This is a genomic window from uncultured Allobosea sp., assembly GCF_945957345.1.
Taxonomy (GTDB): domain Bacteria; phylum Pseudomonadota; class Alphaproteobacteria; order Rhizobiales; family Beijerinckiaceae; genus Allobosea.
The window spans coordinates 1-23,812 of record NZ_CAMFKW010000062.1 but is presented as its reverse complement, the minus strand read 5'-3'; the positions used below and the strand labels follow the sequence as shown (position 1 = coordinate 23,812).

The window sequence follows — 23,812 nt, the reverse complement described above, 5'->3', positions numbered from 1 at the left end:
CGCCGCAGGGCATCCAGGGCGCGATGTACCAGATGGTCAGCCACGGCCTGGTCTCCGGCGCGCTCTTCCTCTGCGTCGGCGTGATCTATGACCGCATGCACACCCGCGAGATCGCGGCCTATGGCGGCCTCGTGAACCGCATGCCGGCCTATGCCGTCGTGTTCATGATCTTCACGATGGCCAATGTCGGTCTGCCCGGCACCTCCGGCTTCGTCGGCGAGTTCCTGACGCTGCTCGGCGCCTTCCGCGCGAATCCGTGGGTAGCCTTCTTCGCGACCTCCGGCGTCATCCTCTCGGCGGCCTATGCGCTCTGGCTCTACCGTCGGGTCGTCTTCGGTGAATTGGTGAAGCCCGAGCTGAAGACCATCACGGATCTGAACGGCCGCGAATATCTGACGCTGGTCCCGCTCGTCCTGCTGACGATCTGGTACGGCATCCAGCCGCACCAGATCCTCGACGCCTTCGCGGCGCCGACCGAAGCGCTCATCAAGAACTATCAGGCAGCTCTCGCCGTCGCGAAGACGGCGCTGGCGGTCGCGCAGTAAGGTCTCGTCATGGCTCTGCCCGCTCTCGGCCCGGCCCTGCCGGAAATCATCCTCGCCCTCGGCGCCATCGCGATGGTGCTGATCGGCGCGATCCAAGGCGAGCGCTCGATGCGCCTGCTCGAAGGGCTGGCGCTGGCGCTGCTCGCGGTCGCGCTGGCAATGGTCGTCTCCGGCACCGGCAAGCTTTTGACCTTCAACAACGGCTTTATCGCCGACGGCTTCGCCCGCTTCATGAAAGTGCTGACGCTGCTCGGAGCCGGCGCTTCGATCCTGCTCTCGGCCGATACGATGCGGCGCCAGGGCACGATGCGCTTCGAGTTCCCGATCCTGGTCGTGCTCTCGACCATCGGCATGATGATGATGATTTCGGCGAACGACCTCATCAGCCTTTATGTCGGCCTCGAATTGCAGTCGCTGGCGCTCTATGTCGTCGCCGCTTTCGACCGCGACAACGCCAAGTCGACCGAAGCCGGCCTGAAGTATTTCGTGCTCGGCGCGCTCTCCTCCGGCATGCTGCTTTACGGTGGTTCGCTGGTTTACGGCTTCACCGGCACCGTCACCTTCCCGGGTATCGCCGCGGCGACCGCCGGCGGCCATGCCGGCCTCGGCCTGATCTTCGGCATCGTCTTCATCGCGGCCGGCGTCGCCTTCAAGATCTCGGCCGTGCCGTTCCATATGTGGACGCCGGATGTCTATGAGGGCGCGCCGACCCCGGTCGCCGCCTTCTTCGCCTCGGCGCCCAAGATGGCCGCCATGGCGATGGTGATCCGCGTCTTCATCGGCGCCTTCCCGGGCGCGATCCATGACTGGCGCCAGATTATCGTCTTCATCTCGATCGCCTCGATGGCGCTCGGCGCCTTCGCCGCGATCGGTCAGCGCAACATCAAGCGCCTGCTCGCCTATTCGTCGATTGCGAACATGGGCTATGCGCTGGTCGGCCTCGCCGCCGGCACGCCCGAGGGTGTGCAGGGCGTGATGACCTATATGGCGATCTACCTCGCCACGACGCTCGCCGCCTTCGCCTGCGTGCTGATGATGCGCCGCGACGGCAAGCTGGTCGAGGACATCTCGGAGCTCGCCGGCCTGTCCCGCACCAATGGCTGGATGGCCTTCGCGATGGCGATGATGATGTTCTCGCTCGCCGGCATCCCGCCGCTCGCCGGCTTCTGGGCGAAGTGGTACGTCTTCCTCGCCGCGATCAACGCGAAGCTCTACGTGCTCGCCGTCGTCGGCGTGCTGACCAGCGTGGTTGGCGCCTACTACTACCTGCGCCTCGTCAAGGTGATGTATTTCGACGAGCCGAAGCCGGCTTTCGAGAAGTCCGATCTCGGCGTGCGCACCGTGCTGCTGATCTCGGCGCTCTTCGTGCTGGTGCTGTCGCTGGTGCCGGCGCCGCTCTTCGACTCGGCGGCCGCCGCGGCCAAGTCGCTGTTTTGATGCTTCCCCGTCATGGCCGGGCTTGTCCCGGCCATCCATGCCTTCGCTGGTCGAAGGTCGTGTTCAAGACGTGGATGCTCGCCACGAGGGCGAGCATGACGGCATGGACTCGTTCCCATGCTCGGTGAGGCCGCCCGCGCCGCGGGCTATCGTCTGATCGTCCGCGACGAGGTCGGCTCCACCATGGAGGAAGCCCGTCGCGCGCTCGATCAGGGCGAGCCCGGCAAGCTCTGGATCGTCGCCCGCAGCCAGAATGCCGGCCGCGGCCGCCATGGCCGGCAATGGGGCTCGCCGCCGGGTAATCTCTACGTCAGCCTGCTGCTGAACGATCCCTGCGCGCCGGCCCTGGCGCCGCAGCTCGGCTTCGTCGTGGGCCTCGCCTTGCACGATGCCGCCGCGAAGCTACTCGGCCCGGCCGCATCCGGCCTCCGGCTGAAATGGCCGAATGACCTCCTGCTCGACCGGGCCAAGACCTCCGGCCTGCTGCTGGAGGGCGAGAGCCGGGCAGGGCGCTTCAACGTCATCGTCGGCTGCGGCGTCAACATCGCCTCCTGCCCCACGGACACGCCCTATCCTGCGACCTTCCTCAAGGCAGCCGCACCGCAGGCCAATGTCGAGGCCATGCTGACGGGTCTGAGCGACGCCTTCGCCCAGCGCTTCGCCATCTGGTCGCAACCCGGTGGCTTCGGTCCGACCCGCGCTGCTTGGTTGGAGCGCGCCGCCTTTCTCGGCGAGACCATCACCATCCGTCTGCCCGAGGGGCCGCTGACCGGCATCTTCATCGGCCTCGACCCGACCGGGCGTCTCGAACTCGAAACCGAAACCGGCCGCCGCGTCATCGATGCCGGCGACCTCTTCTTCGGCCCGCCCGCCTGATTGCGCCATTGCACGACCTCCGCCGATCTGGAGGCTGCATCGCTGGCGTGCTAGGGCTCCTTGCCATCACGCGGCATTAGATCAAGCCATTGCCAAAATCAGGATTGCCAGTGACCCGTTCCAGCGACCAGCTTGTTTTCGTTCCCCTCGGCGGCCTCGGCGAGATCGGCATGAACGCCGCGCTCTACGGCTTCGGGCCGGAAGGCCGGCGAAAGTGGATCCTGGTCGATTGCGGTCTGTCCTTCGCCGGGCCGGAGGCGCCGGGCGTCGATATCGTGCTGCCCGACCTGCGCTACATCATCGAAGAACGGGCGAACCTGCTCGGCATCGTCATCACCCACGCCCATGAAGACCATATCGGCGCGCTCGCGGCGCTCTGGCCCTCGCTGCGTGCTCCCGTCTACTGCACGCGCTTCGCCGCCGGCCTGCTCGCGACGCGCCGCCTCTCCGAGCCCGGTGCGCCCAATGTCGAGATCAATGTCGTGCCGCAGGGTGGCGCGATCACGCTCGGCCCCTTCGATATCGAATTCGTGCCGGTCGCCCATTCGATCCCGGAATCGAATGCGCTCGCGATCCGTACGCCCGCCGGCCTCGTCGTCCATACCGGCGACTGGAAGATCGATCCGACCCCGCGGGTCGGCCTGCCGACCAACGAGAAGCGCCTGCGCGAGCTCGGCGACGAGGGCGTGCTGGCGCTGGTCTGCGATTCCACCAACGTCATGCGCGACGGCACGAGCCCGAGCGAAGCCGATGTCGCCGCCAAGATGAAGGAACTGGTCGCCTCGGCGCCGGGGCGCGTCGCCGTCACCACCTTCGCCTCCAATGTCGCGCGCCTGCGCGCCGTTGCAGAAGCGGCGATGGCCAACGACCGCGAGGTCGTCGTCGTCGGCCGCGCCATGGATCGCGTCATCGATGTCGCCCGCGAATGCGGCTATCTCGACGGCATTCCTGGCTTCCGCCCGGTCGATGCCTATGGCTACCTGCCGCGCGACAAGGTCGTCGCGCTGGTCACCGGCAGCCAGGGCGAGCCGCGCGCCGCGCTTTCGCGCATCGCTTCGGACGACCATCCCGAGATCGCGTTGTCGCCCGGCGACCGCGTGATCTTCTCGTCGCGCACCATCCCCGGTAACGAAAAGTCGGTTGGCAACATCCTGAACGCGCTCGCCCGCGACAAGATCGAGATCATCACCGACCGGACGCATCTGGTCCATGTCTCCGGCCATCCCCGCCGCGAGGAGATGGCCCGGCTCTATGGCTGGCTGAAGCCGCAGATCGCGATCCCCGCCCATGGCGAAGACCTGCATCTCGCCGAGCATGAAACCTTCGCCCGCAGCCTCGGCGTCAAGCATGTGCTGCGCGCCGGCAATGGCGACGTGGTCGCGATCTCGGGTGAGGGCGCCCGCAAGGTCGACGAGGTCCGGCATGGCCGGCTCTATCAGGATGGTTCGCTGCTGGTGAACGCTCTTGAGAAAACCATCCAGGAGCGCCGTCGCCTGTCCTTCGCCGGCATCGTCTCGATCGCGGTCGCGATCGATGAGAAGGGCGGCATTGCCGGCGAGCCCGAGATCGCCGTGCTCGGCCTGCCGCCGCGCACCCTTGGCGGCATCGATTTCGACGAGTTCGTCGCCGATATCGTCGGCGACCTCCTCGACAATATTCCGAAGGCTCGACGCCGCGACCCCGAGGCTTTGCGCAATGCGCTGGAGCGCGGCGTGCGCAGCGCGGTCAACGAGGAGTGGGGCAAGAAGCCGCTGGTGCATGCGCTGGTGGTCGAGGTGTAGAAAGGCCGCACGGCCACGCCGGAGAGGATGAAGATGATCGGACGCCTGAACCACGTCGCCATTGCGGTGAAGGACCTCGAAGCCTCGACGGCACTCTATCGCGACACGCTGGGCGCGCGCGTCTCGCAGCCGCAGGCCGAGCCGGAGCATGGCGTCACCGTCGTCTTCGTCGAACTGCCGAACACCAAGATCGAATTGCTGGAGCCGCTCGGGGCCGACTCGCCGATCGCCAAGTTTCTCGAACGCAATGCCGATGGCGGCATCCATCACATCTGCTACGAGGTTGACGACATCCTCGCGGCGCGCGATCGTTTGAAGGCGCAAGGCGCCCGCGTCCTCGGCTCCGGCGAGCCGCGCATCGGCGCGCATGGCAAGCCGGTGCTGTTCCTGCATCCCAAGGATTTCCTGGGTACGCTGGTCGAGCTCGAACAGGCCTGACGACGATGACAGACATCGCTTCGACCGAGATCGCTTTCCTGGGGCAGCCCGAAGCCGGCTCGCCGCGCCCCTTCAGCGCTGCCACCGTCGCCGGCGGGCTCGTCTTCGTCTCCGGCCATTCAGCACCGCATGACCCGGCGCGTGGCGTCCATCGTGGCCAGACCCCGGCCGAGGAGGTTCGCAATGCGCTCAGCCGTGTTGCCGAGATCCTGGCGGAAGCCGGAAGCTCGCTCGACCGCGTCGTCCAGATGACGATGCTCATCACAGACCCCGCGGACTACGCCGCCTGCAACGCCGAATACGTGAAGCATTTCCCGGGCGGTTTGCCGGCCCGACATACGGCGCGCTTCGGCGTGCCCACGGAGGCGCGGGTCGCCTTCTCCTGCATCGCGCTCGCGGGGAAGACGGCATGAATCTCGTCGGCGGCCTCGCCCTCTATTTCGTCATCTGGTGGATCACGCTCTTTGCGGTGCTGCCCTTTGGCATCCGCAGCCAGCAGGAGGCGGGTGACGTCGTGGCCGGCACCGAGCCCGGGGCGCCGGTGCTGCCGGGCCTGCTGAAGAAGGCCGTCATCACTTCGGTGATCGCGGCGGTGATCTTCGCCGGCGTCTGGTATGTCTGGGTGACCTGCGACATCTGAGACATCGTTGCGCGGCCCCTGTTGGGCGCGACGTTGCAGAATTATCTCATGCCGCGCGGTTCTTCCTGCTTCGAGCGGCGCACGGCTCCCGCTGACGCGGATCGCCTGCTATCGCTGGTCTCGAAGAGCGTTGGCGCGTCGAGGTAGGCTTTGCCTAAGTAAGTCCGGTCTCAATCCAGTTCACCCGTACAGTCGGCGGCGGCTTGCCATCGGCGTATGAATACGTTCGTCGGGTGGTGGCGAGAGACCGGTTTGGCATTGTTCCACCGTGCCAGGACAGCCCCCGCTGCCTCTGCTCTTCGACCACCTGAAGCACCGCCACACCGCGCCCGACAAGGGTTCCTCACGCGCCATCTTGGTGAACTTCCGAATGGAAGACCAAGACTGCTATGTGCGCGAAATTGCGGGTCCGATGGACCGTCACGCCGCAAATCCCTCCCCAACCTTGGCTATCTTGCAATGGCTGCGGCGGGCCGAGAGCCTTCCGTGCCAGCGGAAAGGCCAGGCTCAACGCCAATGGCCGCAGCCTCGATGCGTGGCTGATCTACAGATGCGTCGGCTGCGACAAGACCTGGAACCGCCCTGTCTTCGAACGGCGGAACATCCGCGACATCGAGCCCCGGATACTCGCGGCGCTTCAGTCCAACGACCCGCTCTGGGTACAGACCGAAGCGTTCAATCTCGATGCCTTGCGACGCAAGGCGCAGCGCATCGACGAGTTTCCGGAATACGACATCGTCAAGGATATCCTGTCCGAAGCCCGCGATTGGACGCATCTGGAGATCGAACTGATGGTTCCGTTTCCGGCCAGCCTGCGTCTCGACCGCCTGCTGGCCTCAGAACTGGGGCTGTCGCGGGCGCGGCTGCAAGTGCTCCATGACGAGGGCGCGCTCTGCATTGCTTCGGGGCATGCCGACAGTCTGCGGCGGCGCGTCAGAACTGGCGCTATCGTTCTCCTCGACCTGTCGGCGGAGACCGGGAGGGAAGAGCTCTGGCGGCCTCTGGCGGCCGATATCGGTTGAGGAGCACTGCCACAACGCTGTCATTCCGGGTTCTTCGCTCGGCGAAGCCCCGGAATGACAGCGGGATCAATTCAGGCGCGTCTGCTCGGGGTACCGCGCAAGAAAAAAGGCAAGGCCGATGCCTTGCCTTTGATAGTCCGCTTTTACCGCTGCACCGGCACACGTCTCAGAGAGCGTGCGACTCGTTTTGCAAGGCGGGCGTTTGTTCCTCCCAAGACCTGGTCCGCAGCGCTTCGACCTGCAAAGCGCTCCCAGCGCGGGAAGGATTAGCCGATTGTGACGGCGCTGTCATCAGTTTAGGCAACTCCAGCCTGGAATTTTTGCAAGATTAGTCTTTCTTGCACTTGTGCAGTGCAGCAAGGGCAGGCGGCCGATCGACGCGATGCCTTGTTCCCGTCAAAGGATAGGGCTATCGACCGGCATCCGCCGGGCTCGCCGGCGGCCATGGAGAATTTCATGCTGCGCAGCTCGCTCGCCGCCCTTGCCGTCGTCGCCTCGCTCGGTTTCGCCCAGGCCCAGACGCCGAAGCCGGATCCCGAGAACACCGTCATCCTCGAGACCAAGGACGGCCCGGTGACGATCCGCCTGCGGCCGGATCTCGCGCCGAAGCATGTCGCGCAGATCAAGGCGCTGGTGAAGCGCGGCTTCTATGACGGCGTCGTCTTCCACCGCGTCATCGACGGCTTCATGGCCCAGACCGGCGACCCGACCGGCACCGGCACCGGCGGCTCCGATCTCCCGAATATCCCGGCCGAGTTCAGTCAGACGCCTTACAAGGTCGGCTCCGTCGGCATGGCGCGCTCGCAGTCGCCGAACTCCGCCAACTCGCAGTTCTTCATCTGCTATGAAGGCTGCGGCTCGCTGACCGGCAGCTACACGCTGTTCGGCGAGGTCGTCTCCGGCATGGACGCCGTGCGCAAGATCAAGAAGGGCGCGCCCGGCAGCGGCCAGGTCAGCGGCCCCGACAAGATCATCCGCATGCGGCTCCAGGCCGACGCGAAGTAAGAAACCGGCGCAGGGCGAGCCGGGGAGGGCGTGGCGATGGTTCGGACGGCCCTGATCGGAATCGCCCTGGCGCTGGGCATGAGCGGAGCGCTCGCGCAGGAGACGCGCGATCTCGGCTTGCCGCCGCCCTCCGGCTCGCAGAATCCGGTTCTGCCCCCGCCTTCGGGCTCGCAGAACCCGGTCCTGCCGCCGCAGAGCGGCCAGCGCTACAATCCCGGCATCGGCGGTCCCTTCAGCGGCAATGACATTCCCGGCCTGGACCAGCGCCGGCTCGACTCGCCGCGCGTCCTGCACGGCAGCGGCGAGATCGGGCTGATCGGCCAGATCACGCCCGCTGAGCAGGTCGCTCCCGAGAACCCCAGGGACGGTACCGAGACCGTCGACCGGCTCGACCAGATCGCTCCGGCGCTTCAGCGCTGCTGGACGCCGCCGCCATTGCCCGGCGACCTGACGGGCGCGATGGTGTCGCTGCGTTTCAGCCTCCGGCGCGACGGCAGCCTGTTCGGCCAGCCGCGCGTCACCTGGGAGACGAAGCGCGGCGATGTCGCATTCCAGCAGCGCTTCAGCGACTCCGCCATCGCCGCCATCCGCTCCTGCACGCCGATGAGGTTGTCGGCGGGCCTCGGAGCGAGTATCGCGGGGCGACCCTTCACCATTCGCTTCCACGGCCGCGCGCGGCTCAATGAAAGGCAGACCTGATGTCGCTGGATCCCGAGAACACCCTCGTCATGGAAACCACCAAGGGCAAGGTGGTGATCAAGCTGCGTCCCGACCTGGCGCCCGGCCATGTCGAGCGCATCAAGCTGCTCGCCCGCGAGGGCTTCTATGACGGCATCGTCTTCCACCGCGTCATCGACGGCTTCATGGCCCAGGTCGGCTGCCCGCACGGCACCGGCACCGGCGGTTCGAGCTATCCGGACCTGAAGCAGGAGTTCAACGCCGAGCCGCATGTCCGCGGCATCTGCTCGATGGCCCGCGCTCAGAACCCGAACTCGGCCAACAGCCAGTTCTTTATCGTGTTCGACGATGCCCGCTTCCTCGACAAGCAGTACACCGTCTGGGGCGAGGTCGTCGAAGGCATGGACAATGTCGACAAGATCAAGCGCGGCGAGCCGGTGCGCGATCCCGACTCGATCGTCTCGATGAAGGTGATGGCCGACGCGGCCTGATCTTCGATAGTTTGAGGCGAGCCCTCATCCCGGGACGCGAGCAACGCTCGTAGCCAATGGGGTGAGGGCTCGTTTCGTTTGACGAGAAGGACGCTGCGGTCGTGAATGTCGATCTCTTCGATTTCGACCTGCCCGAGGATCGCATCGCGCTCAGGCCGGCAAGCCCGCGTGATGCGGCGCGGTTGCTCGTGGTGCGTCCAGATGCGCCCGAGCCACTGGAGGATCGCGGCATCCGCGATCTCGTCTCGCTGCTTCAACCCGGCGATGCGCTTGTCCTCAACGATACCCGCGTCATCCCATCCCGCCTGCGCGGGCGGCGCTATCGCGGCGCGGATTCTGCCCGCATCGAGATCATGCTGCACAAGCGCGAGAGCGAGGATCGCTGGCTCGCCTTCGCCCGGCCGGCCAAGAAGCTCGCTGTTGGCGAACGCGTGGTTTTCGATTCGGAGGCTGCCAGCAACGCCTGCGAGCTCGGCCGCCTGCAGGCCGAGGTGATCGCCAAGGGCGAGGGCGGCGAGGTCGAATTGCAGTTCAGCCTGACCGGCGCCTATCTCGATGAGGCGATCGCGCGGCTCGGCGAATTGCCGCTGCCGCCCTATATCGCCGGCAAGCGCCCGACCGACAGCGCCGATACCGCCGACTACCAGACCAATTTCGCCCGGAAGGACGGCGCTGTCGCCGCGCCGACAGCGGGCCTGCATTTCACGCCGGAACTATTGGCGGCCTTGGACGCCCGCGGCGTCAGCCGGCATTTCGTCACGCTCCATGTCGGCGCCGGCACCTTCCTGCCGGTGAAGGCTGACGATACCGACGACCATCGCATGCATGCCGAATGGGGCACTGTCTCGCCCGAGACGGCTGCCGCGCTGAACACCGTCAAGGCGAAGGGCGGGCGCATCGTCTGCGTCGGCACGACCTCACTGCGCCTGATCGAGAGCGCGGCGGCCGAGGACGGCACGATCCGGCCCTTCTCCGGCGACACCGCGATCTTCATCACCCCGGGCTACCGCTTCCGCGCAGTCGACCTATTGATGACGAACTTCCATCTGCCGCGCTCGACGCTCTTCATGCTCGTCTCCGCCTTCTGCGGACTCGAGGTGATGAAACTAGCCTATGCCCATGCGATCGCAGCGAATTACCGCTTCTACTCCTACGGCGACGGCAGCCTGCTGTTCAGGGCCGGTCGATCATAGAGCGAACCACCCTGTCATTCCGGGTTCTTCGCTGCGCGAAGCCCCGGAATGACAAAGGGCGTGGAAATCAGCCCCTACTTCGTCGGCAGCGGCGGCACGCCCTTCTGCCAGACGGGCCAATCCGCAACGATGTGATCGACCACCTTCGAGCCGACGGCCTCGACATTGGCGACGGTCTCGGCGAAGCCACCGGCCGTCTGGCCGGGCGCCGGGTCGAGATGCTGCAGCGTCGTCTCGTTCGGGTTGCCCTGGTCGAAATTGACCGCGCCGCGCAGGCTCATGATCCGGTCGGTGCCGAATTGCCGCTTGATCACCAGCGTGATCGCGGCGGCCTCCATCTCGGTGATCACATAATCGTCGGCGCCGTAGAGCTTGGCCATGTACTGTGCCTCCTTCGACAGGCCCGGCCCGTGGAAGAAGGTGTCGCCGGTCATATGCGTGCCGGTCTGCACGGAGGGCGCGGCCTGCGCCTTCTTGTCGGGATAGCGCATCCGGTACTGTTTTGCGGAATCGGAATCCTGCAGGTTCACACCGGAGCCGAGCTTCACCGCCCATTTCACCAGCATCGGGTTGAGCTGGAAGACGCGATAGCTCTCATAGCCCTTGCGCGGCATGAAGACCGGCTCGCCCGGCTTGCCTTCCTCCGGCGCCCAGCGATGGCCGAGATCGTAATCGACCAGCCATGTGCCCCAGGATACGTCGCCGATCGTGCCGCGCGAGGGCGGCGTGCCGGCGACGCCGCTGAGCACGAAATAGGCCTGCGAGAAGTCATAGGCCGGGTCGAGCAGGATCGCCTGCATCGAGGACGAGGAATTGACCTTGCCCATGCCGAGCACGGCGCCGCAGACGCCATCATCGTTGCAATAGACCGGCTTCAGCGCGCCCTTCACCGGATGCGGCTGGCTTTTCATCCAATAGCGCTCGTACCAATGCTGGAACTCGCCGGCCCGGTCGCCGGTATTCTCGCCGATCTCGAACATCGCGGCGACGAAGACCTTGACCTTGATCGGCTGGGTCTGCGCAGCGGCCGGCGTCGCCAGCGCGCCGGGGGCGAAGGCGGCGAGGGTGAGGGCGACGAGGCCGGCCCGTCTGGTGATCGTCTGCTTCATGGAACTCTCCACGGCCGAAAGCTGAAAGGGCCGTCCGGATCGGGCGCAGCAAGGGCCGGGCCAGTTTTGCCATGGCGGGAGCCCGGCCGTCCATTCTGGTGCGACGCTCCATGCACTGAACCGGCTCGCATTCCCCAGCCGAAAATGCTACCGGGCTCACAACAGGGATTTTGACAGTCAAATGGCCGATATTTTTCGCGAGATCGATGAGGAAGTCCGCCGCGACAAGGCAGCGGAGCTCTGGAAGAAATATGGCTGGGTCGTCACCAGCCTCGCCGTGCTGGCGGTGCTCGCCGTTGCCGGCTGGCAGTTCTGGCTGCATCGCGAGAATCAGGCCTCGCAGGCCGTCGGCGCGCGCCTCGAAGCGGCGCTGAAATCTTCGCGTGACGGCGACGCCACCCAGGCCGAGACCATCCTGAAGGAGCTCTCGACCACGGCGCCCGCCGGCTACCGCCTGATCGCCCGCTTCCGCCTGGCGGCCGAGACGGCCAAGCGAGACCCGGCTGCCGGTGCTGCCGCCTTCGATGCGATTGCCGCCGACGCTTCGCTCGACCAGACCTCTCGCGACCTTGCCAAGCTGCGCGCCGGCATCCTGCGCGTCGATCTCGCGGGCTATCCGGAGGTCAAGGCAGCGCTGGAGCCGCTGGCTGCCCCGCAGGGCGTCTGGCGCCATTCGGCCCGCGAATTCCTCGGCATCGCCGCGCTCAAGGCTAATCTTTTCGAGGATGCCGGGCGCTGGTTCGATGCCGCGATCACCGATCCGCAGGCGCCGCAGGCCCTGCGCCAGCGCGTCGAGCTTTATCTCGCTCTGGTCCGTGGCGGCCCCGTCACGGTGAAGAACTGAACCGGAGCCTGGCTCCAACGGCGCCGCCGCCTCGGCTTCTCGCTTCGGTGAACCGGGACGACGGCGAAAATGTGTGAAATCTGATGACAGCCATCGTCGCCCTGATCGGGCGCCCCAATGTCGGCAAGTCGACGCTGTTCAACCGGCTGGTCGGCAAAAAGCTCGCGCTGGTCGATGACCGGCCGGGCGTGACGCGCGACCGCCGCGAGGGTGACGCCACCCTCGGCCATCTCCGCTTCAAGGTGATCGACACCGCCGGCCTCGAGGAGGCCGACAAGGATTCGCTCGCCGGCCGCATGCGCGCCCAGACCGAGACCGCGATCGCGCAGGCCGATGTCGTGCTTTTCATGATCGACGCCCGCCTCGGCATCACGCCGATGGACCAGCCCTTCGCCGATCTGGTGCGCCGCTCCGGCAAGCCGGTGATCCTGCTCGCCAACAAGGCCGAGGGGAAGAAGGGGACCGACGGCATCATCGAGTCCTACGGCCTCGGCCTCGGCGACCCCGTGCCATTCTCGGCCGAGCATGGCGAGGGCACTTCGGACCTGCTCGAAGCGCTGATGCCCTATATCGCCGACGAATCCGAGGATGACGAGGACGAGGCGGCCTGGGCCGATGTTCCCGCCGCCGATACCGAGGACGAGGAGGATATCGATCCCGATCGCCCCTTGCGCGTCACCATCATCGGCCGTCCGAACGCCGGCAAGTCGACGCTGGTCAACCGCATGATCGGTGAAGAGCGCATGCTGACCGGCCCCGAGGCCGGCATCACCCGCGACACCATCTCGGTCGACTGGGAATGGCGCGGCCGCAAGGTCAAGCTCTTCGACACCGCCGGCATGCGCAAGCGCGCCCGCATCGAGGAGAAGCTGGAGAAGCTCTCGGTGGCCGATTCGCTGCGCGCGATCCGCTTCGCCGAAGTCGTGGTCGTGCTGCTCGATGCGACGATCCCCTTCGAGAAGCAGGACCTGACGCTGGTCGACCTGACCGAGCGCGAAGGCCGGGCGGTCGTGATCGGCCTCAACAAATGGGACCTTGTCGCCGACAAGCAGGGCCTGCTCGCCGAACTCAAGGAGAAGGCCAATCATCTGCTGGCGCAGGTGCGCGGCGTGCCGATCATCCCGCTTTCCGGCCTCGCCGGCGAGGGCATCGACAAGCTGATGCAGGGCGTGTTCTCGGCCTATGGCGTCTGGAACCGCCGCGTCTCGACCGCGCGGATCAATCGCTGGCTCGAAGGCGTGCTTTCGGCGCATCCGCCCCCGGCCGTGGCCGGCCGACGCATCAAGATTCGCTATATGACGCAGGCCAAGGCCCGCCCGCCGACCTTCGCGCTGTTCGGCAACCAGCTCGACCATCTGCCGGTGTCCTATACCCGCTATCTCGTCAACAATCTCCGGGATGCGTTCGAGCTTCCGGGCACGCCGATCCGCTTGCATCGTCGCGGCGGCGCCAATCCCTATGACAAGGAGCGCAAGGGCTGATGAAGGTCGCGGTCGTCGGCGCCGGTATCGCCGGGCTTTCCACCGCCTGGTCGCTGAACAGGCGCGGGCATGAGGTGACGCTCTATGAGCAGGCACCGCAGATCCCCAACCCTTATGCGGCTTCCGGCGACCAGCACCGCATTATCCGGCGCGCCTATGGTGGCGCCGACGGCTATGCCCGCACCATCACCGAAGCCTTCGAGGCCTGGAGCGAGCTCTGGGCCGATCTCGGCAAGCAGCATTATGCGCCCTGCGGCGTGCTCGGTATCTCCCAGACCGAGGGTGACGAGGGCGAGGAGTACCGCGAAGGCCTTGACCGCATGGCCTCGCCCTACGAGCTCTATGACGCGGCGGAGACCGCCCGGCGCTATCCCTTCATCGACGCCGCCACGATCCGCTACGCCTATCTCAGTCCCGAGGGCGGTGCGCTCTTCCCGGCCCGCATCGCCGCCGACATGGTCCGCTTGCTGCGCGAGCGCGGCGTCATCTTGCGTGAAGGTGCGACCGTGACCTCTATCGATCCCGAGAGCGGCCGCATTGCCCTGGCCGATGGCGAGGCGGCCAGCTTCGATCGCATCGTGGTCAGCTCCGGCGCCTGGGCGCTGAAGCTCCTGCCGGAGCTTGCCGACGTGCTCACGACCTATCGCACGGCCGTCGCCTATCTCGATCCGCCGGCGGATTTGAAGGCCGCCTGGGAGGCTGCTCCGGTCATCGTCGATGTCGGCGGCACGGTCGATGGCTATGTCCTGCCGCCGGTCGACGGCACCGGGCTGAAGGTCGGCGCAGGCATCCACAAGCGCCCCCGCCAGCCCGACGAGGAGCGCGAGCCGCGGCCGGGCGAGGGCGAGCAGATCCGCGATTATTTCGCGCCGCCCTTCGCGCGCATCGCAGAGTACCGGGTCGAGCGCGTCGTCACCTGCGCCTACACCTTCACCGCGGACCGCAAATTCCTGTCCCGGCAGGTCGGCCGCGTAACGGCGGTCTCGGCCTGCTCCGGCCATGGCTACAAATTCGGTGCGGCGGTCGGCCGGCGCGTCGCGGCCGCCGTCGAGAGCGGCGATCAGGCGGGCCTGCTGCGCTGGCTGCGCGCCGAATAGCGATCGAGAGCGCGCATGCTGGAGACCGTCAGCGCGCTCTTCGTCGATGCCGATCGGAAGGTCCTGCTTGGCCTGCGCGCGACCTGGAAACGCGCCTGGCCCGGGCATTGGGATGCGATCGGCGGCCGGGTCGAGCCCGGCGAGGCGCTGGAACAGACCCTGCTGCGGGAGTGCCGCGAAGAGGTAGGGCTGGTGCCGACGCGCTATGAATTGGTGCTTTCCGAGGCGGAGCGCTTCCCGGAGCGCAACGGTGCCGCGCTCCACCACATCTACGTCGTCAGTGCCTGGGAAGGCGGAACGGGTAGCAATCTCGTCGACGAACACGACGAGATCCGCTGGTTCGGCCTGGACGAGATGGCGGCCCTGCCGAAACTCACCATTCCTGATCTGATCACGCTGGTTCAGGCGGCGCTGGCGCGCGGCTGAGCGCTCTCAGACCGGCACTTGCGGGGTGAGCACCTTGCCCTGCGGGAAGTCGAAGATCTTGCCGCTCTCGGCCCAGTCAGGCGAAGCCAGCCGGACCAGATGCGGCGCCAGCTCCTCCGGCGTCTTCAGGATCTGCGGGTCTTCGCCCGGCATCGCCTCCGCCCGCATCTTGGTGCGCAGCGGCCCTGGATTGACCAGCATGAGCTTGACCGGGGTCGTCGCCGTCTCGGCCGCATAGGTACGTCCCAGCGCCTCCACGGCGGCCTTGGAGATCGAGTAAGGCCCCCAATAGGCCGTGCATTTATGCGCGGCGCCCGAGGTCATCAGCAGCACGCGGCCGGCATCCGAGGCGCGCAGCGCCGGATCGAGCGCCTTGAGCAGGCGCCAGTTGGCGGTGACGTTGATATCGAGGACCTTGGCCCAGTCCTTCTCGGTCGCATGGCCGAGCGGCGTCAGCGAGCCGAGCACGCCGGCATTGGCGAGCAGGACGTCGAGCTTGCCCCAGCGTTCGGATACGGCAAGGCCGAGCTTCTCCAGCCCGCGGGCATCGGCAAGGTCGAGCGGCACCAACGTGGCGCTGCCGCCGATCGCGACGATCTCGTCGTCGAGTTCCTCGAGCGCGCCGGCCGTACGGGCGAGCGCGATGACATGCGCGCCGGCTTCGGCGAAGGCCAGCGCCGCGGCACGGCCGATGCCGCGCGAGGCGCCGGTGACGAGCGCGACGCGCCCCGCGAGAGGCTTTGTCATGACAGGAAGCTCCGCTGGCTCAGCCGGCTTCGGCCAGCAGCGAAATCTGCTGCTTGGCGCTCTCGCCGACCATGTCGGTCAGCGAGGTCGGGTAGTCGCCGGTGAAGCAATGGTCGGTGAATTGCGGCCGGGCCGGATCGCGGCGCTCATGACCCATGGCGCGGTAGAGCCCGTCCACCGAGATGAAGGCCAGCGAATCCGCGCCGACGAACTGGCGCATTTCTTCCAGCGAGTGCGTCGCGGCGAGCAGCTTCTCGCGGTCGGGCGTATCGATCCCGTAATAGTCGGGATGGGTGATCGGCGGCGAGGAGATGCGGAAATGCACCTCCTTGGCGCCGGCCTCGCGCATCATCTTCACGATCTTGAACGAGGTCGTGCCGCGCACGATCGAATCGTCGACCAGGATGATGCGCTTGCCCTCGACCACCGAGCGGTTGGCCGAATGCTTCAGCTTGACGCCGAGCTCGCGGACCTTCTGCGTCGGCTCGATGAAGGTGCGCCCGACATAGTGGTTGCGGATGATGCCGAGCTCGAACGGGATGCCGCTCGCCTGAGCATAGCCCAGCGCCGCCGGCACGCCGGAATCCGGCACGGGCACGACGACATCCGCCTCGGCCGGCGACTCCTGTGCCAGCACGGCACCCATCGCCTTGCGGCGCTCGTAGATGCTGCGGCCCTTCACGATGGAGTCGGGGCGGGCGAAATAGATGTATTCGAAGATGCAGGGCCGTTCCGCCACGGGCGGGAAGGGCTTGTGGCTCTCGATCCCCGTCTCGGAGATGATCACGACCTCGCCGTTCTCGATCTCGCGAACGAACTTGGCGCCGATGATGTCGAGCGCGCAGGTCTCGGAGGTCAGGATCGGGCAGCCATCGAGATCGCCGAGCACGAGCGGGCGGATGCCGAGCGGGTCGCGCGCGCCGATGAGCTTCTTGTTGGTCATGCCGACGAAGGCATAGGCGCCCTCGATCTGGCGGATCGCCTCGATGAAGCGGTCGATGAAATGCTGCTTGCGGCTGCGCGCCACGAGATGCAGCAGCACCTCGGTGTCGGAGGTCGACTGATAGATCGCGCCATCGCGGACGAGGTCGCGGCGCAGCGTCAGCCCGTTGGTCAGGTTGCCGTTATGCGCCACCGCGAAGCCGCCGCCATGCAATTCGGCGAAGAGCGGCTGGACGTTGCGCAGGATCGTCTCGCCCGTCGTCGAGTAACGGACATGGCCGATCGCCTGCTTGCCCTTGAGCTTGTCGATGACGCTCGCTTCCGAGAAGGCGTCGCCGACGAGACCGAGGCGGCGCTCCGAGTGGAAGCGCTTGCCGTCGAAGGAGACGATGCCTGCCGCCTCCTGACCCCGATGCTGCAGCGCGTGCAGGCCGAGCGCGGTGAGCGCCGCGGCATCGGCATGGCCATAGATGCCGAAGACGCCGCATTCCTCCCGCAGCCGGTCGGCATTGGGATCGAAGGCGGCATCACGCTCGGTTTGCGAGATCATGTCTGGCTCCAGGCGACGGGGCTTGAGCTAACGTTCTACGCGCTAATTAGGGACGGGCTGGGGCAGGTGCAACCGGTGCCGGCGTCGCGGGGCTGCGCGGCTCCTCGGCCGGGGCCTCGGTGCCTTCCTCCGGCTTCTGCTTCTTCAGCAGGTTCTTGATGAAGTCGGCATTCACGTCCTGCGGCAGCATGGCGATCAGCGAACGGCCGGTTTCCTCCAGCATCGGCTTGGCCTTCGCGTCCTTGGCCCAGACCGGCAGCTTCTCGTTGCCGACCAGCGCGGTGAAGAAGACATAGCCGATCACCGCCAGGAGCAGGCCGCGCGCGGCGCCGAAGACGAAGCCGAGCGTGCGGTCGAGCGCGCCGATGCGCGAGTCGAGCACGAAATCGGAAACCCGGGCCGTGATCAGCGAGACGACGATCAGCGTACCCAGGAACAGAGCCGCGATCGAGGCGACCAGCGCGATCGTACCCTGCGCGGAGCTTGCCGGAATGTATTGCTGGATGAAGGGCACGAGCTGCGGATGGAACAGCCAGGCGACGGCCGCCGCGGCGATCCAGGAGGCGATCGCAAGCACTTCGCGCGTGAAGCCGCGCACGGCCGCGAGCAAAGCCGAGATCAGAACCACGCCGATGACGACGAGATCGAGAATGGTGACAGGCATTGGGAGGGCCGCTTTGCTGTGGTCAGGTGCCGACCGGCCGGAGGCAGGGCGGCCGTTTCGGCTTTGCTATACGCGTTCCCGCCCTCTGCGTCACCCTTTCGGCGAAGTCATTTCACATCTCTGCGAGGAGCGCGCGCGGCGATATCGGCAACGAGTTCCGTGACATGGCCGAAACGTCGCAGGTTCAGCCCGTTGCCGTCGCCGTGATCGGCGCCGCCGCTCGGCATCAGCGCCGCTTCAAAGCCGAGCTTGGCCGCTTCCCTGAGGCGTGCGGCAGCGACCGCGACCGGCCGAATCGCGCCCGACAGCGCGATCTCGCCGAAATAGACCGCTTCCTGCGGCAGGGTCGCCCCGCTGAGCGAAGAGACCAGCGCGGCTGCGACCGCGACATCGGCGGCCGGTTCGTTGACCCGCAGGCCTCCGGCGACATTGAGATAGACGTCATGCTGGCCAAGGCGCAGGCCGCCATGCGTTTCGAGTACGGCCAGCACCATGGCGAGCCGGCTGTTCTCCCAGCCGACCACGGCGCGCCGCGGCGTGCCGAGGGCGGTTGGCGCGACCAGAGCCTGGATCTCGACCAGGACCGGCCGCGTGCCCTCCATTCCGGCGAAGACGGCAGCGCCCGGCGCCGGCTGGTCGCGGCCAGCGAGGAAGAGCGCCGAGGGGTTGGTGACCTCCGACAGTCCCTTGCCGGTCATCTCGAACACGCCGATCTCGTCGGTCGCGCCGAAGCGGTTCTTCTGGCCGCGCAGGATGCGGAACGAGTGCGCGCCTTCGCCCTCGAACGACAGCACGGCGTCGACCATGTGCTCGACGACGCGCGGTCCCGCGATCTGCCCGTCCTTGGTGACATGGCCGACCAGGATCAGGCAGACGCCTGATGTCTTGGCATAGCGGATCAGCGCCTGCGCCGAGCCGCGCACCTGCGTCACCGTGCCCGGCGCGCTCTCGACCTCGCCGGACCACATGGTCTGGATCGAATCGATCACCACGAGGGCAGGGCGCTCGCCCTGGCCCAGCGTCGCGACGATATCCTCGACATTGGTCTCGGCCGCGAGATCGACCGGCGCCTCGGCCAATCCCATGCGCTCGGCCCGGAGCCTGACCTGCCCGGTCGATTCCTCGCCGGAGACATAGACGACGCGCTTGCCCGCCTTGGCGAGCGCCGCGCACGCCTGCATCAGCAGCGTCGACTTGCCAATGCCGGGATCGCCGCCGATCAGCAGCACCGAGCCCGGCACGAAGCCGCCGCCGGTAACGCGGTCCAGTTCCCCGATGCCGGAGGCGATGCGCGGCGCATCCTGCGTCTCGCCCTTCAGCGTCTCCAGCGCGAAGACGCGGCCCCGAGCCCGGCCGCCGGAGGAGGGCCGGCCGCCGCCGGGAACGGGCGCAGCCTGCGCATCCTCGACCAGCGAGGACCATGTCCCGCAGGCGTCGCACTTCCCCTGCCAGCGGTGATAGACCGCGCCGCAGGCCTGGCAGTGATAGGTCGGTCCGCGCTTGGCCATCAGCCGCCGATATAACGCCGGTGATAGCGGCGGCCGAGGCTGGTCAGAATCTCGTAACCGATCGTCTTGGCGCCGCCGCCGACGGTCTCCAGATCGAGGGGGCCGCCGATCAACGTCACGCTTGCGCCGCGTTTTGCCGCGCCGGACGGGGCATGGGTCACATCGATGATGATCAGGTCCATCGAGACCGAGCCGACGAAGGGGCAGGAGACACCCTCGATCAGTACCGAGCCGCCGGTCGAGCTATCGGTCCAGCTGCCATTGCGCGGATAGCCGTCGGCATAGCCGAGGCAGATCGTCGCGAGCTTGCGCTTGCCCTTGGCCGTCCAGCGCCCGTTATAGCCGACCTGCGTGCCGTCCTCGACCTCGCGGGTCTGGATGATCGTGGCTTCCAGGCCGACGACCGGCTTCATCGGGTTAGGCTGCCCGGGCGTCGGATTGCCGCCATAGAGCGCATAGCCCGGCCGCGTGAGCTGGTAGGACGGGCAGTCCTTGAGGAAATGGCCCGAGGAATTCTTGAGTGAGGCCGGCACCTCCGGCAGCGCCGCGGCGATCTCGGCGAAGGCCGCGATCTGGCGAGCATTGGCCGGATCTGTCTCGACTTCGGAGGAGGCGAAATGGCTCATCACCAATCCGATTCCCGCCGCCGCGATCACGCCCGAGCGCTCACGGGCGAGGTTGAGGCCCTCACCCGGCCAGAGGCCGAGCCGGTTCATCGCGGTGTCGACATGCAGCGCCGCGGGCCGGACCTGCGCGCCGGTCTGCCGGAACGAGGCCCATTCCAGCAATTCCTCATGCGAGCCCAGCACCGGCGATAGGCCGTGTGCTGCAAAGGTCTCGGCCGCGCCGGGCAGCAGCCCGTTCAGCACATAGATCGTCGCATCGGGCGCGACCTTGCGGGCGCGGATGGCCTCCGAGACATGCGCGACGAAGAAGTTCCTGCAGCCGGCCTTGGCCAGCGCCGTGACGGCAGGCTCGATGCCGATGCCATAGGCGTCCGCCTTGACCACGGCGCCGGCCTCGGTGCCGGCCCGCTTGCCGAGTAGGCGCCAGTTCGAGACCAGCGCGTCGAGATCGATGGTGAGCGTCGCGCCGAAGGCGGCGGAATCAGGCAGGTCGGCAGGCATCATTCACGGTCCGGCAGGCGCATCTCATCGGCGCGATCCGAGAAACGTGTCACATCTGCGTCGAACTGCAAGGCCACGGCGCCCGTCGGGCCGTGGCGCTGCTTGCCGATGATCAGCTCGGCGACGCCGTGCATGGCCTCCATCTCGATCTGCCACTTGTTGTGCTCTTCGGTGCCGGGGCGCGGCTCCTTGCCCTTGAGGTAATATTCCTCACGATAGACGAACATCACCACGTCGGCGTCCTGCTCGATCGAGCCGGATTCGCGCAGGTCCGAGAGCTGCGGGCGCTTGTCGTCGCGATTCTCGACCTGACGCGAGAGCTGCGAGAGCGCGATGATCGGGACGTTGAGCTCCTTGGCCAGCGCCTTCAGGCTGGTCGTGATCTCAGTGAGCTCCTGCACGCGGTTCTGGCTGTTCTTTGACGAACCGGAGAGCAGTTGCAGGTAGTCGATGAACAGGACGTCGAGTCCCTTCTGGCGTTTCAGCCGCCGGGCGCGCGCCATCAGCTGCGCGATCGAGATACCGCCGGTCTGGTCGATATAGAGCGGCAGCTTCTCGATCTGGGCGGCGACATCGGTCAATCGGGCGAAATCGCCCTCGGTGATGCGACCCTGCCTGATCTTGTAGGAGGAGATGCTGGATTGCTCGGCGACGATACGGGTCGCGAGCTGGTCGGCCGACATTTCCAGCGAGAAGAAGCCGACGATGCCGCCGTCGACTGACTTGATCGAGCCGTCCTCCTGCCGCTCGCCTCTCCAGGCCTTGGCGATGTTGAAGGCGATATTGGTGGCGAGCGAGGTCTTACCCATGGCGGGGCGTCCCGCGAGCACGAGCAGGTCGGAGCGTTGCAGGCCGCCCATGCGCTGGTCGACGTCGCGCAGGCCTGTCGAGATGCCGGAGAGGCCGCCGGCGCGCTGGTAGGCGCTCGCTGCCATGTCGATGGCGAGGCGCAGCGCGCCGTCGAATTTCTGGAAGCCGCCCTCGTAGCGGCCCTTTTCGGCGAGCTCGTAGAGCCGGCGCTCGGCATCCTCGATCTGCTCGCGCGGCGCCATCTCGACCGGGGCGTCATAGGCGACGTTGACGAGGTCCTCGCCGACGCCGATGAGCTGCCGGCGCACCGCGAGGTCGTAGATCGTCCGGCCGTAATCGGCGGCGTTGATGACCGTCGTCGCCTCGGCGGCGAGGCGGGCGAGATACTGGCTCGGCGTGATCTCGCCGAGGTCTATGTCGTTGACGAAGGTCTTCAGCGTGATCGGCGTCGCGATCTTGCCGGCGCGGATCATGCTCGACACGAGCTCGTAGACGCGCTGGTGGACAGGCTCGAAGAAGTGGTCGGGCAGCAGGAAGTCGGAGACGCGATAGAACGCGTCGTTATTGACCAGGATCGCGCCCAGCAGCGCCTGTTCCGCCTCGATATTGTGAGGCTGGACGCGGAATTCGGCCTCGCGATTGTCGAGGCGGGCGACGAGGGCGGTGACGGGGGCCATGGCTGCCTTGGTAAGTAAGCGTTTACTTACATTTTCAAACCGGCATTCGGACCGCGGGAGAGGCGGAACGGATGGCGGCAACTGAGTCGGGATGAACCTAGTTTAACACTCCGACAGCTTCTGCCAGCACGTTGATGGTCAATTCCCGCAGTTCACAGGACAAACGAAAAAGGCGCCGTGTTGCCACGGCGCCCTTGACTCGATTCGGCAGCTTTTCGGCTCAGAGCTCGGCGTCGCCGGCCTCGGCCAGCGCCGCACCGACCTCGAGGCCGAGATCGTCGAGATCGAACTCCTCGCGGGCCGTGACGTTCTCGCCGGCGGCCTGGCGCTCGGCCTCTTCAGCCGAACGGGCGACGTTGACGGTGATGGTGACCGAGACTTCCGGATGCAGCACGACCGGGACGGTGTGCAGGCCGAGGGTCTTGATCGGGGTGTTCAGGGTCACCTGGCCGCGCGAGACGTTGAAGCCGTCCTTGGTCAGGGCCTCGGCGATGTCGCGGGTCGAGACCGAACCGTAGAGCACGCCGGACTCGCCCGACTGGCGCAGGATGGTGACGCTCTGACCGTTCAGGCGCTCGGCGACGGCATCGGCCTCGGACTTCAGCTCGAGGTTGCGGGTCTCGAGCTCGAGCTTCTGGCTCTCGAAGCGCTTCTTGTTGTCCTCGGTGGCGCGCAGCGCCTTGCCGCGGGCGAGCAGGTAGTTGCGGCCGAAGCCGTCGCGGACGCGGACGATGTCGCCCATCTGGCCGAGCTTGGCGACGCGTTCGAGCAGGATCACTTCCATGGGTCTTCTCCTTGATCAGTCTGTTGGTCAGGGTTTCAGGAACGGGTAGGCGGAGGCGGCAGCGCGGCCCGCTTGCGCAGGCCGAGCAGCGTGTCGATGACGCCGGCGATCGCGAGCAGTGGCGTCAGCACGGCCTGCATCACGATGAGGGCGACATAGATCGAAATCAGCATCGGCATCCGCCAGGCGCGGCCGCGCGAGATGTCGTGCAGCGTGGCGAGCCCGCTGAACATGAAGGCGGCCAGCAGCGCGCCGGCGAAGGCCATGGCGGCGACGCCGATGAAGCCGCCCATGGTCACGACGAAACCCGCCACGATAAGCAGCAGCAGGGCCTGGCGGGGCAGGGTCGTCGAGGGGATGAAGGGCCAGGGCCGCGGCAGGCGGCTCGACATCTTCACCGTGCGGGCTGCGAGCCAGAGATTGGCCGTGATGGTGGTGACGAAGGAGGCGCCGATGCCGAGCGGCACGGCTGGGGCCAGGCTGTCGGCAAGCTCCTTCACCTGGATGCCGGCCGGCAGAGCCAGCAGCTTGCCGCGAACCATCTCGTTCAGCAGCGTCTCGATCATGCGCGCGATCACCGCGCGATAGGTCTCGTAATCGGTGGTCATCACCAGCGCGCTGCCGACCGTGGCGAGCGCGGCGGTGGCGGCGATCCAGAGCAGCAGGTTGCCGAGCGGATACCATTCGACCTGGCCCTGGGCGTCGGCGCGGGCCAGCAGGGCGAGATAGGCGATCCACCAGGCCGGCAGGCCGATGATCAGGGCAAAGGCGATGCCGCCGGTCGGGGCGAGCGCAACCGCGACGGCAAGCGCACCGGCGGCGGTGGCGAACAACCCGGAGCGGTGGTTCCAGCCCAGCGATGCGATGAAGATCGGGAGGGGAGCAGCCGAATACAGCAAAGCGGCCAGCGGCGATCCGGTGATCACCACTGAGAAGAGCA

General features: G+C 66.9%; 25 protein-coding genes. 16 read left to right on the top strand and 9 right to left on the bottom strand.

The window, feature by feature from the left end; all coding sequences use genetic code 11:
* The 12 genes from Q0Q36_RS22285 to queA form a co-directional block, all read left to right on the top strand.
* Nucleotides 1-545 (top strand): proton-conducting transporter membrane subunit (locus Q0Q36_RS22285; protein WP_293801568.1); only part of this gene is annotated, 545 nt, incomplete at its 5' end.
* 9 nt (nt 546-554) lie between these two features.
* Nucleotides 555-1,982: an NADH-quinone oxidoreductase subunit NuoN gene (nuoN, locus tag Q0Q36_RS22280; protein WP_293801566.1), complete on the top strand. Its 1,428-nt coding sequence runs from the start codon at nt 555-557 to the stop codon at nt 1,980-1,982.
* 117 nt (nt 1,983-2,099) lie between these two features.
* Nucleotides 2,100-2,858 (top strand): biotin--[acetyl-CoA-carboxylase] ligase, encoded by a 759-nt coding sequence (locus Q0Q36_RS22275; protein WP_293801564.1) that lies wholly within the window; start codon nt 2,100-2,102, stop codon nt 2,856-2,858.
* Nucleotides 2,859-2,968: 110 nt separating this feature from the next.
* Nucleotides 2,969-4,639: a ribonuclease J gene (locus Q0Q36_RS22270; RefSeq protein ID WP_293801562.1), complete on the top strand. Its 1,671-nt coding sequence runs from the start codon at nt 2,969-2,971 to the stop codon at nt 4,637-4,639.
* 33 nt (nt 4,640-4,672) lie between these two features.
* On the top strand, nt 4,673-5,077 hold the full coding sequence (gene mce, locus Q0Q36_RS22265; protein ID WP_047575196.1) for a methylmalonyl-CoA epimerase: 405 nt from the start codon (nt 4,673-4,675) through the stop codon (nt 5,075-5,077).
* A gap of 5 nt (nt 5,078-5,082) precedes the next feature.
* Nucleotides 5,083-5,490 carry a RidA family protein gene (locus Q0Q36_RS22260; RefSeq protein ID WP_293801559.1) on the top strand — a complete coding sequence of 136 codons (408 nt, stop codon included), beginning with the start codon at nt 5,083-5,085 and terminating at the stop codon, nt 5,488-5,490.
* Nucleotides 5,487-5,717 carry a DUF1467 family protein gene (locus Q0Q36_RS22255; protein ID WP_293801557.1) on the top strand — a complete coding sequence of 77 codons (231 nt, stop codon included), beginning with the start codon at nt 5,487-5,489 and terminating at the stop codon, nt 5,715-5,717. Before Q0Q36_RS22260 ends, Q0Q36_RS22255 begins: the two co-directional genes overlap by 4 nt.
* A gap of 389 nt (nt 5,718-6,106) precedes the next feature.
* On the top strand, nt 6,107-6,739 hold the full coding sequence (locus tag Q0Q36_RS22250) for a DUF1062 domain-containing protein (protein ID WP_293801555.1): 633 nt from the start codon (nt 6,107-6,109) through the stop codon (nt 6,737-6,739).
* A gap of 456 nt (nt 6,740-7,195) precedes the next feature.
* The gene (locus Q0Q36_RS22245; RefSeq protein ID WP_199092485.1) at nt 7,196-7,744 is read left to right on the top strand and encodes a peptidylprolyl isomerase; all 549 of its coding nucleotides are present in this window, start codon (nt 7,196-7,198) and stop codon (nt 7,742-7,744) included.
* Nucleotides 7,745-7,780: 36 nt separating this feature from the next.
* Nucleotides 7,781-8,443 carry a hypothetical protein gene (locus tag Q0Q36_RS22240; protein ID WP_293801552.1) on the top strand — a complete coding sequence of 221 codons (663 nt, stop codon included), beginning with the start codon at nt 7,781-7,783 and terminating at the stop codon, nt 8,441-8,443.
* Nucleotides 8,443-8,913, top strand: coding sequence for a peptidylprolyl isomerase (locus Q0Q36_RS22235; protein ID WP_291658294.1), 471 nt, complete (start codon nt 8,443-8,445; stop codon nt 8,911-8,913). The genes Q0Q36_RS22240 and Q0Q36_RS22235 overlap by 1 nt, the downstream gene beginning before the upstream one ends.
* A gap of 101 nt (nt 8,914-9,014) precedes the next feature.
* Nucleotides 9,015-10,106: a tRNA preQ1(34) S-adenosylmethionine ribosyltransferase-isomerase QueA gene (queA, locus tag Q0Q36_RS22230; protein WP_293801549.1), complete on the top strand. Its 1,092-nt coding sequence runs from the start codon at nt 9,015-9,017 to the stop codon at nt 10,104-10,106.
* A gap of 74 nt (nt 10,107-10,180) precedes the next feature.
* Here queA and Q0Q36_RS22225 read toward each other — a convergent pair whose 3' ends face one another.
* The gene (locus Q0Q36_RS22225; RefSeq protein ID WP_293801547.1) at nt 10,181-11,215 is read right to left on the bottom strand and encodes a purine nucleoside permease; all 1,035 of its coding nucleotides are present in this window, start codon (nt 11,213-11,215) and stop codon (nt 10,181-10,183) included.
* A gap of 181 nt (nt 11,216-11,396) precedes the next feature.
* On the opposite strand from Q0Q36_RS22225, the gene Q0Q36_RS22220 reads away from it, so the two are divergent.
* The 4 genes from Q0Q36_RS22220 (at nt 11,397) to Q0Q36_RS22205 (ending at nt 15,063) form a co-directional block, all read left to right on the top strand.
* Nucleotides 11,397-12,059 (top strand): tetratricopeptide repeat protein, encoded by a 663-nt coding sequence (locus Q0Q36_RS22220; RefSeq protein ID WP_293801545.1) that lies wholly within the window; start codon nt 11,397-11,399, stop codon nt 12,057-12,059.
* Between the two features lie 83 nt (nt 12,060-12,142).
* A complete protein-coding gene (gene der / locus Q0Q36_RS22215; protein ID WP_293801543.1) occupies nt 12,143-13,540 on the top strand; it encodes a ribosome biogenesis GTPase Der in 1,398 nt (465 codons plus the stop codon).
* A complete protein-coding gene (locus Q0Q36_RS22210) occupies nt 13,540-14,637 on the top strand; it encodes an FAD-binding oxidoreductase (RefSeq protein WP_293801541.1) in 1,098 nt (365 codons plus the stop codon). Before der ends, Q0Q36_RS22210 begins: the two co-directional genes overlap by 1 nt.
* 15 nt (nt 14,638-14,652) lie before the next feature.
* Entirely contained in the window at nt 14,653-15,063 is a 411-nt protein-coding gene (locus tag Q0Q36_RS22205; RefSeq protein ID WP_293801539.1) for an NUDIX hydrolase, read from the top strand.
* A gap of 6 nt (nt 15,064-15,069) precedes the next feature.
* On the opposite strand, the gene Q0Q36_RS22200 is transcribed toward Q0Q36_RS22205, so the two are convergent.
* From Q0Q36_RS22200 to Q0Q36_RS22165, 8 genes are all read right to left on the bottom strand, one after another.
* A complete protein-coding gene (locus tag Q0Q36_RS22200; protein ID WP_293801537.1) occupies nt 15,070-15,810 on the bottom strand; it encodes an SDR family NAD(P)-dependent oxidoreductase in 741 nt (246 codons plus the stop codon).
* A 19-nt stretch (nt 15,811-15,829) separates the two neighbouring features.
* Nucleotides 15,830-17,302: an amidophosphoribosyltransferase gene (gene purF / locus Q0Q36_RS22195; protein ID WP_293801535.1), complete on the bottom strand. Its 1,473-nt coding sequence runs from the start codon at nt 17,300-17,302 to the stop codon at nt 15,830-15,832.
* A 46-nt stretch (nt 17,303-17,348) separates the two neighbouring features.
* Nucleotides 17,349-17,966, bottom strand: coding sequence for a CvpA family protein (locus Q0Q36_RS22190; protein ID WP_293801533.1), 618 nt, complete (start codon nt 17,964-17,966; stop codon nt 17,349-17,351).
* A gap of 107 nt (nt 17,967-18,073) precedes the next feature.
* A complete protein-coding gene (gene radA, locus Q0Q36_RS22185) occupies nt 18,074-19,474 on the bottom strand; it encodes a DNA repair protein RadA (protein WP_293801531.1) in 1,401 nt (466 codons plus the stop codon).
* The gene (gene alr, locus Q0Q36_RS22180; RefSeq protein ID WP_293801529.1) at nt 19,474-20,604 is read right to left on the bottom strand and encodes an alanine racemase; all 1,131 of its coding nucleotides are present in this window, start codon (nt 20,602-20,604) and stop codon (nt 19,474-19,476) included. Before alr ends, radA begins: the two co-directional genes overlap by 1 nt.
* The gene (locus Q0Q36_RS22175) at nt 20,601-22,088 is read right to left on the bottom strand and encodes a replicative DNA helicase (protein WP_293801527.1); all 1,488 of its coding nucleotides are present in this window, start codon (nt 22,086-22,088) and stop codon (nt 20,601-20,603) included. Before Q0Q36_RS22175 ends, alr begins: the two co-directional genes overlap by 4 nt.
* Before the next feature lie 220 nt (nt 22,089-22,308).
* Nucleotides 22,309-22,872 carry a 50S ribosomal protein L9 gene (gene rplI / locus Q0Q36_RS22170; RefSeq protein ID WP_293801525.1) on the bottom strand — a complete coding sequence of 188 codons (564 nt, stop codon included), beginning with the start codon at nt 22,870-22,872 and terminating at the stop codon, nt 22,309-22,311.
* A gap of 35 nt (nt 22,873-22,907) precedes the next feature.
* The coding region (locus Q0Q36_RS22165) for a DUF2232 domain-containing protein (RefSeq protein WP_293801523.1) at nt 22,908-23,812 on the bottom strand (905 nt) is incomplete at its 5' end.

What these genes read in the sequence shown, in the direction of transcription:
- radA (WP_293801531.1), bottom strand. Translation starts at nt 19,474, where the DNA reads ATGGCCAAGCGCGGACCGACCTATCACTGCCAGGCCTGCGGCGCGGTC.
- Q0Q36_RS22245 (WP_199092485.1), top strand. Translation starts at nt 7,196, where the DNA reads ATGCTGCGCAGCTCGCTCGCCGCCCTTGCCGTCGTCGCCTCGCTCGGT.
- Q0Q36_RS22175 (WP_293801527.1), bottom strand. Translation starts at nt 22,088, where the DNA reads ATGGCCCCCGTCACCGCCCTCGTCGCCCGCCTCGACAATCGCGAGGCC.
- nuoN (WP_293801566.1), top strand. Translation starts at nt 555, where the DNA reads ATGGCTCTGCCCGCTCTCGGCCCGGCCCTGCCGGAAATCATCCTCGCC.
- Q0Q36_RS22200 (WP_293801537.1), bottom strand. Translation starts at nt 15,810, where the DNA reads ATGACAAAGCCTCTCGCGGGGCGCGTCGCGCTCGTCACCGGCGCCTCG.
- Q0Q36_RS22220 (WP_293801545.1), top strand. Translation starts at nt 11,397, where the DNA reads ATGGCCGATATTTTTCGCGAGATCGATGAGGAAGTCCGCCGCGACAAG.
- alr (WP_293801529.1), bottom strand. Translation starts at nt 20,604, where the DNA reads ATGATGCCTGCCGACCTGCCTGATTCCGCCGCCTTCGGCGCGACGCTC.
- Q0Q36_RS22255 (WP_293801557.1), top strand. Translation starts at nt 5,487, where the DNA reads ATGAATCTCGTCGGCGGCCTCGCCCTCTATTTCGTCATCTGGTGGATC.
- Q0Q36_RS22190 (WP_293801533.1), bottom strand. Translation starts at nt 17,966, where the DNA reads ATGCCTGTCACCATTCTCGATCTCGTCGTCATCGGCGTGGTTCTGATC.
- Q0Q36_RS22225 (WP_293801547.1), bottom strand. Translation starts at nt 11,215, where the DNA reads ATGAAGCAGACGATCACCAGACGGGCCGGCCTCGTCGCCCTCACCCTC.
- purF (WP_293801535.1), bottom strand. Translation starts at nt 17,302, where the DNA reads ATGATCTCGCAAACCGAGCGTGATGCCGCCTTCGATCCCAATGCCGAC.
- Q0Q36_RS22250 (WP_293801555.1), top strand. Translation starts at nt 6,107, where the DNA reads ATGTGCGCGAAATTGCGGGTCCGATGGACCGTCACGCCGCAAATCCCT.
- Q0Q36_RS22260 (WP_293801559.1), top strand. Translation starts at nt 5,083, where the DNA reads ATGACAGACATCGCTTCGACCGAGATCGCTTTCCTGGGGCAGCCCGAA.
- Q0Q36_RS22235 (WP_291658294.1), top strand. Translation starts at nt 8,443, where the DNA reads ATGTCGCTGGATCCCGAGAACACCCTCGTCATGGAAACCACCAAGGGC.
- der (WP_293801543.1), top strand. Translation starts at nt 12,143, where the DNA reads ATGACAGCCATCGTCGCCCTGATCGGGCGCCCCAATGTCGGCAAGTCG.
- Q0Q36_RS22240 (WP_293801552.1), top strand. Translation starts at nt 7,781, where the DNA reads ATGGTTCGGACGGCCCTGATCGGAATCGCCCTGGCGCTGGGCATGAGC.
- Q0Q36_RS22275 (WP_293801564.1), top strand. Translation starts at nt 2,100, where the DNA reads ATGCTCGGTGAGGCCGCCCGCGCCGCGGGCTATCGTCTGATCGTCCGC.
- rplI (WP_293801525.1), bottom strand. Translation starts at nt 22,872, where the DNA reads ATGGAAGTGATCCTGCTCGAACGCGTCGCCAAGCTCGGCCAGATGGGC.
- mce (WP_047575196.1), top strand. Translation starts at nt 4,673, where the DNA reads ATGATCGGACGCCTGAACCACGTCGCCATTGCGGTGAAGGACCTCGAA.
- Q0Q36_RS22205 (WP_293801539.1), top strand. Translation starts at nt 14,653, where the DNA reads ATGCTGGAGACCGTCAGCGCGCTCTTCGTCGATGCCGATCGGAAGGTC.
- Q0Q36_RS22210 (WP_293801541.1), top strand. Translation starts at nt 13,540, where the DNA reads ATGAAGGTCGCGGTCGTCGGCGCCGGTATCGCCGGGCTTTCCACCGCC.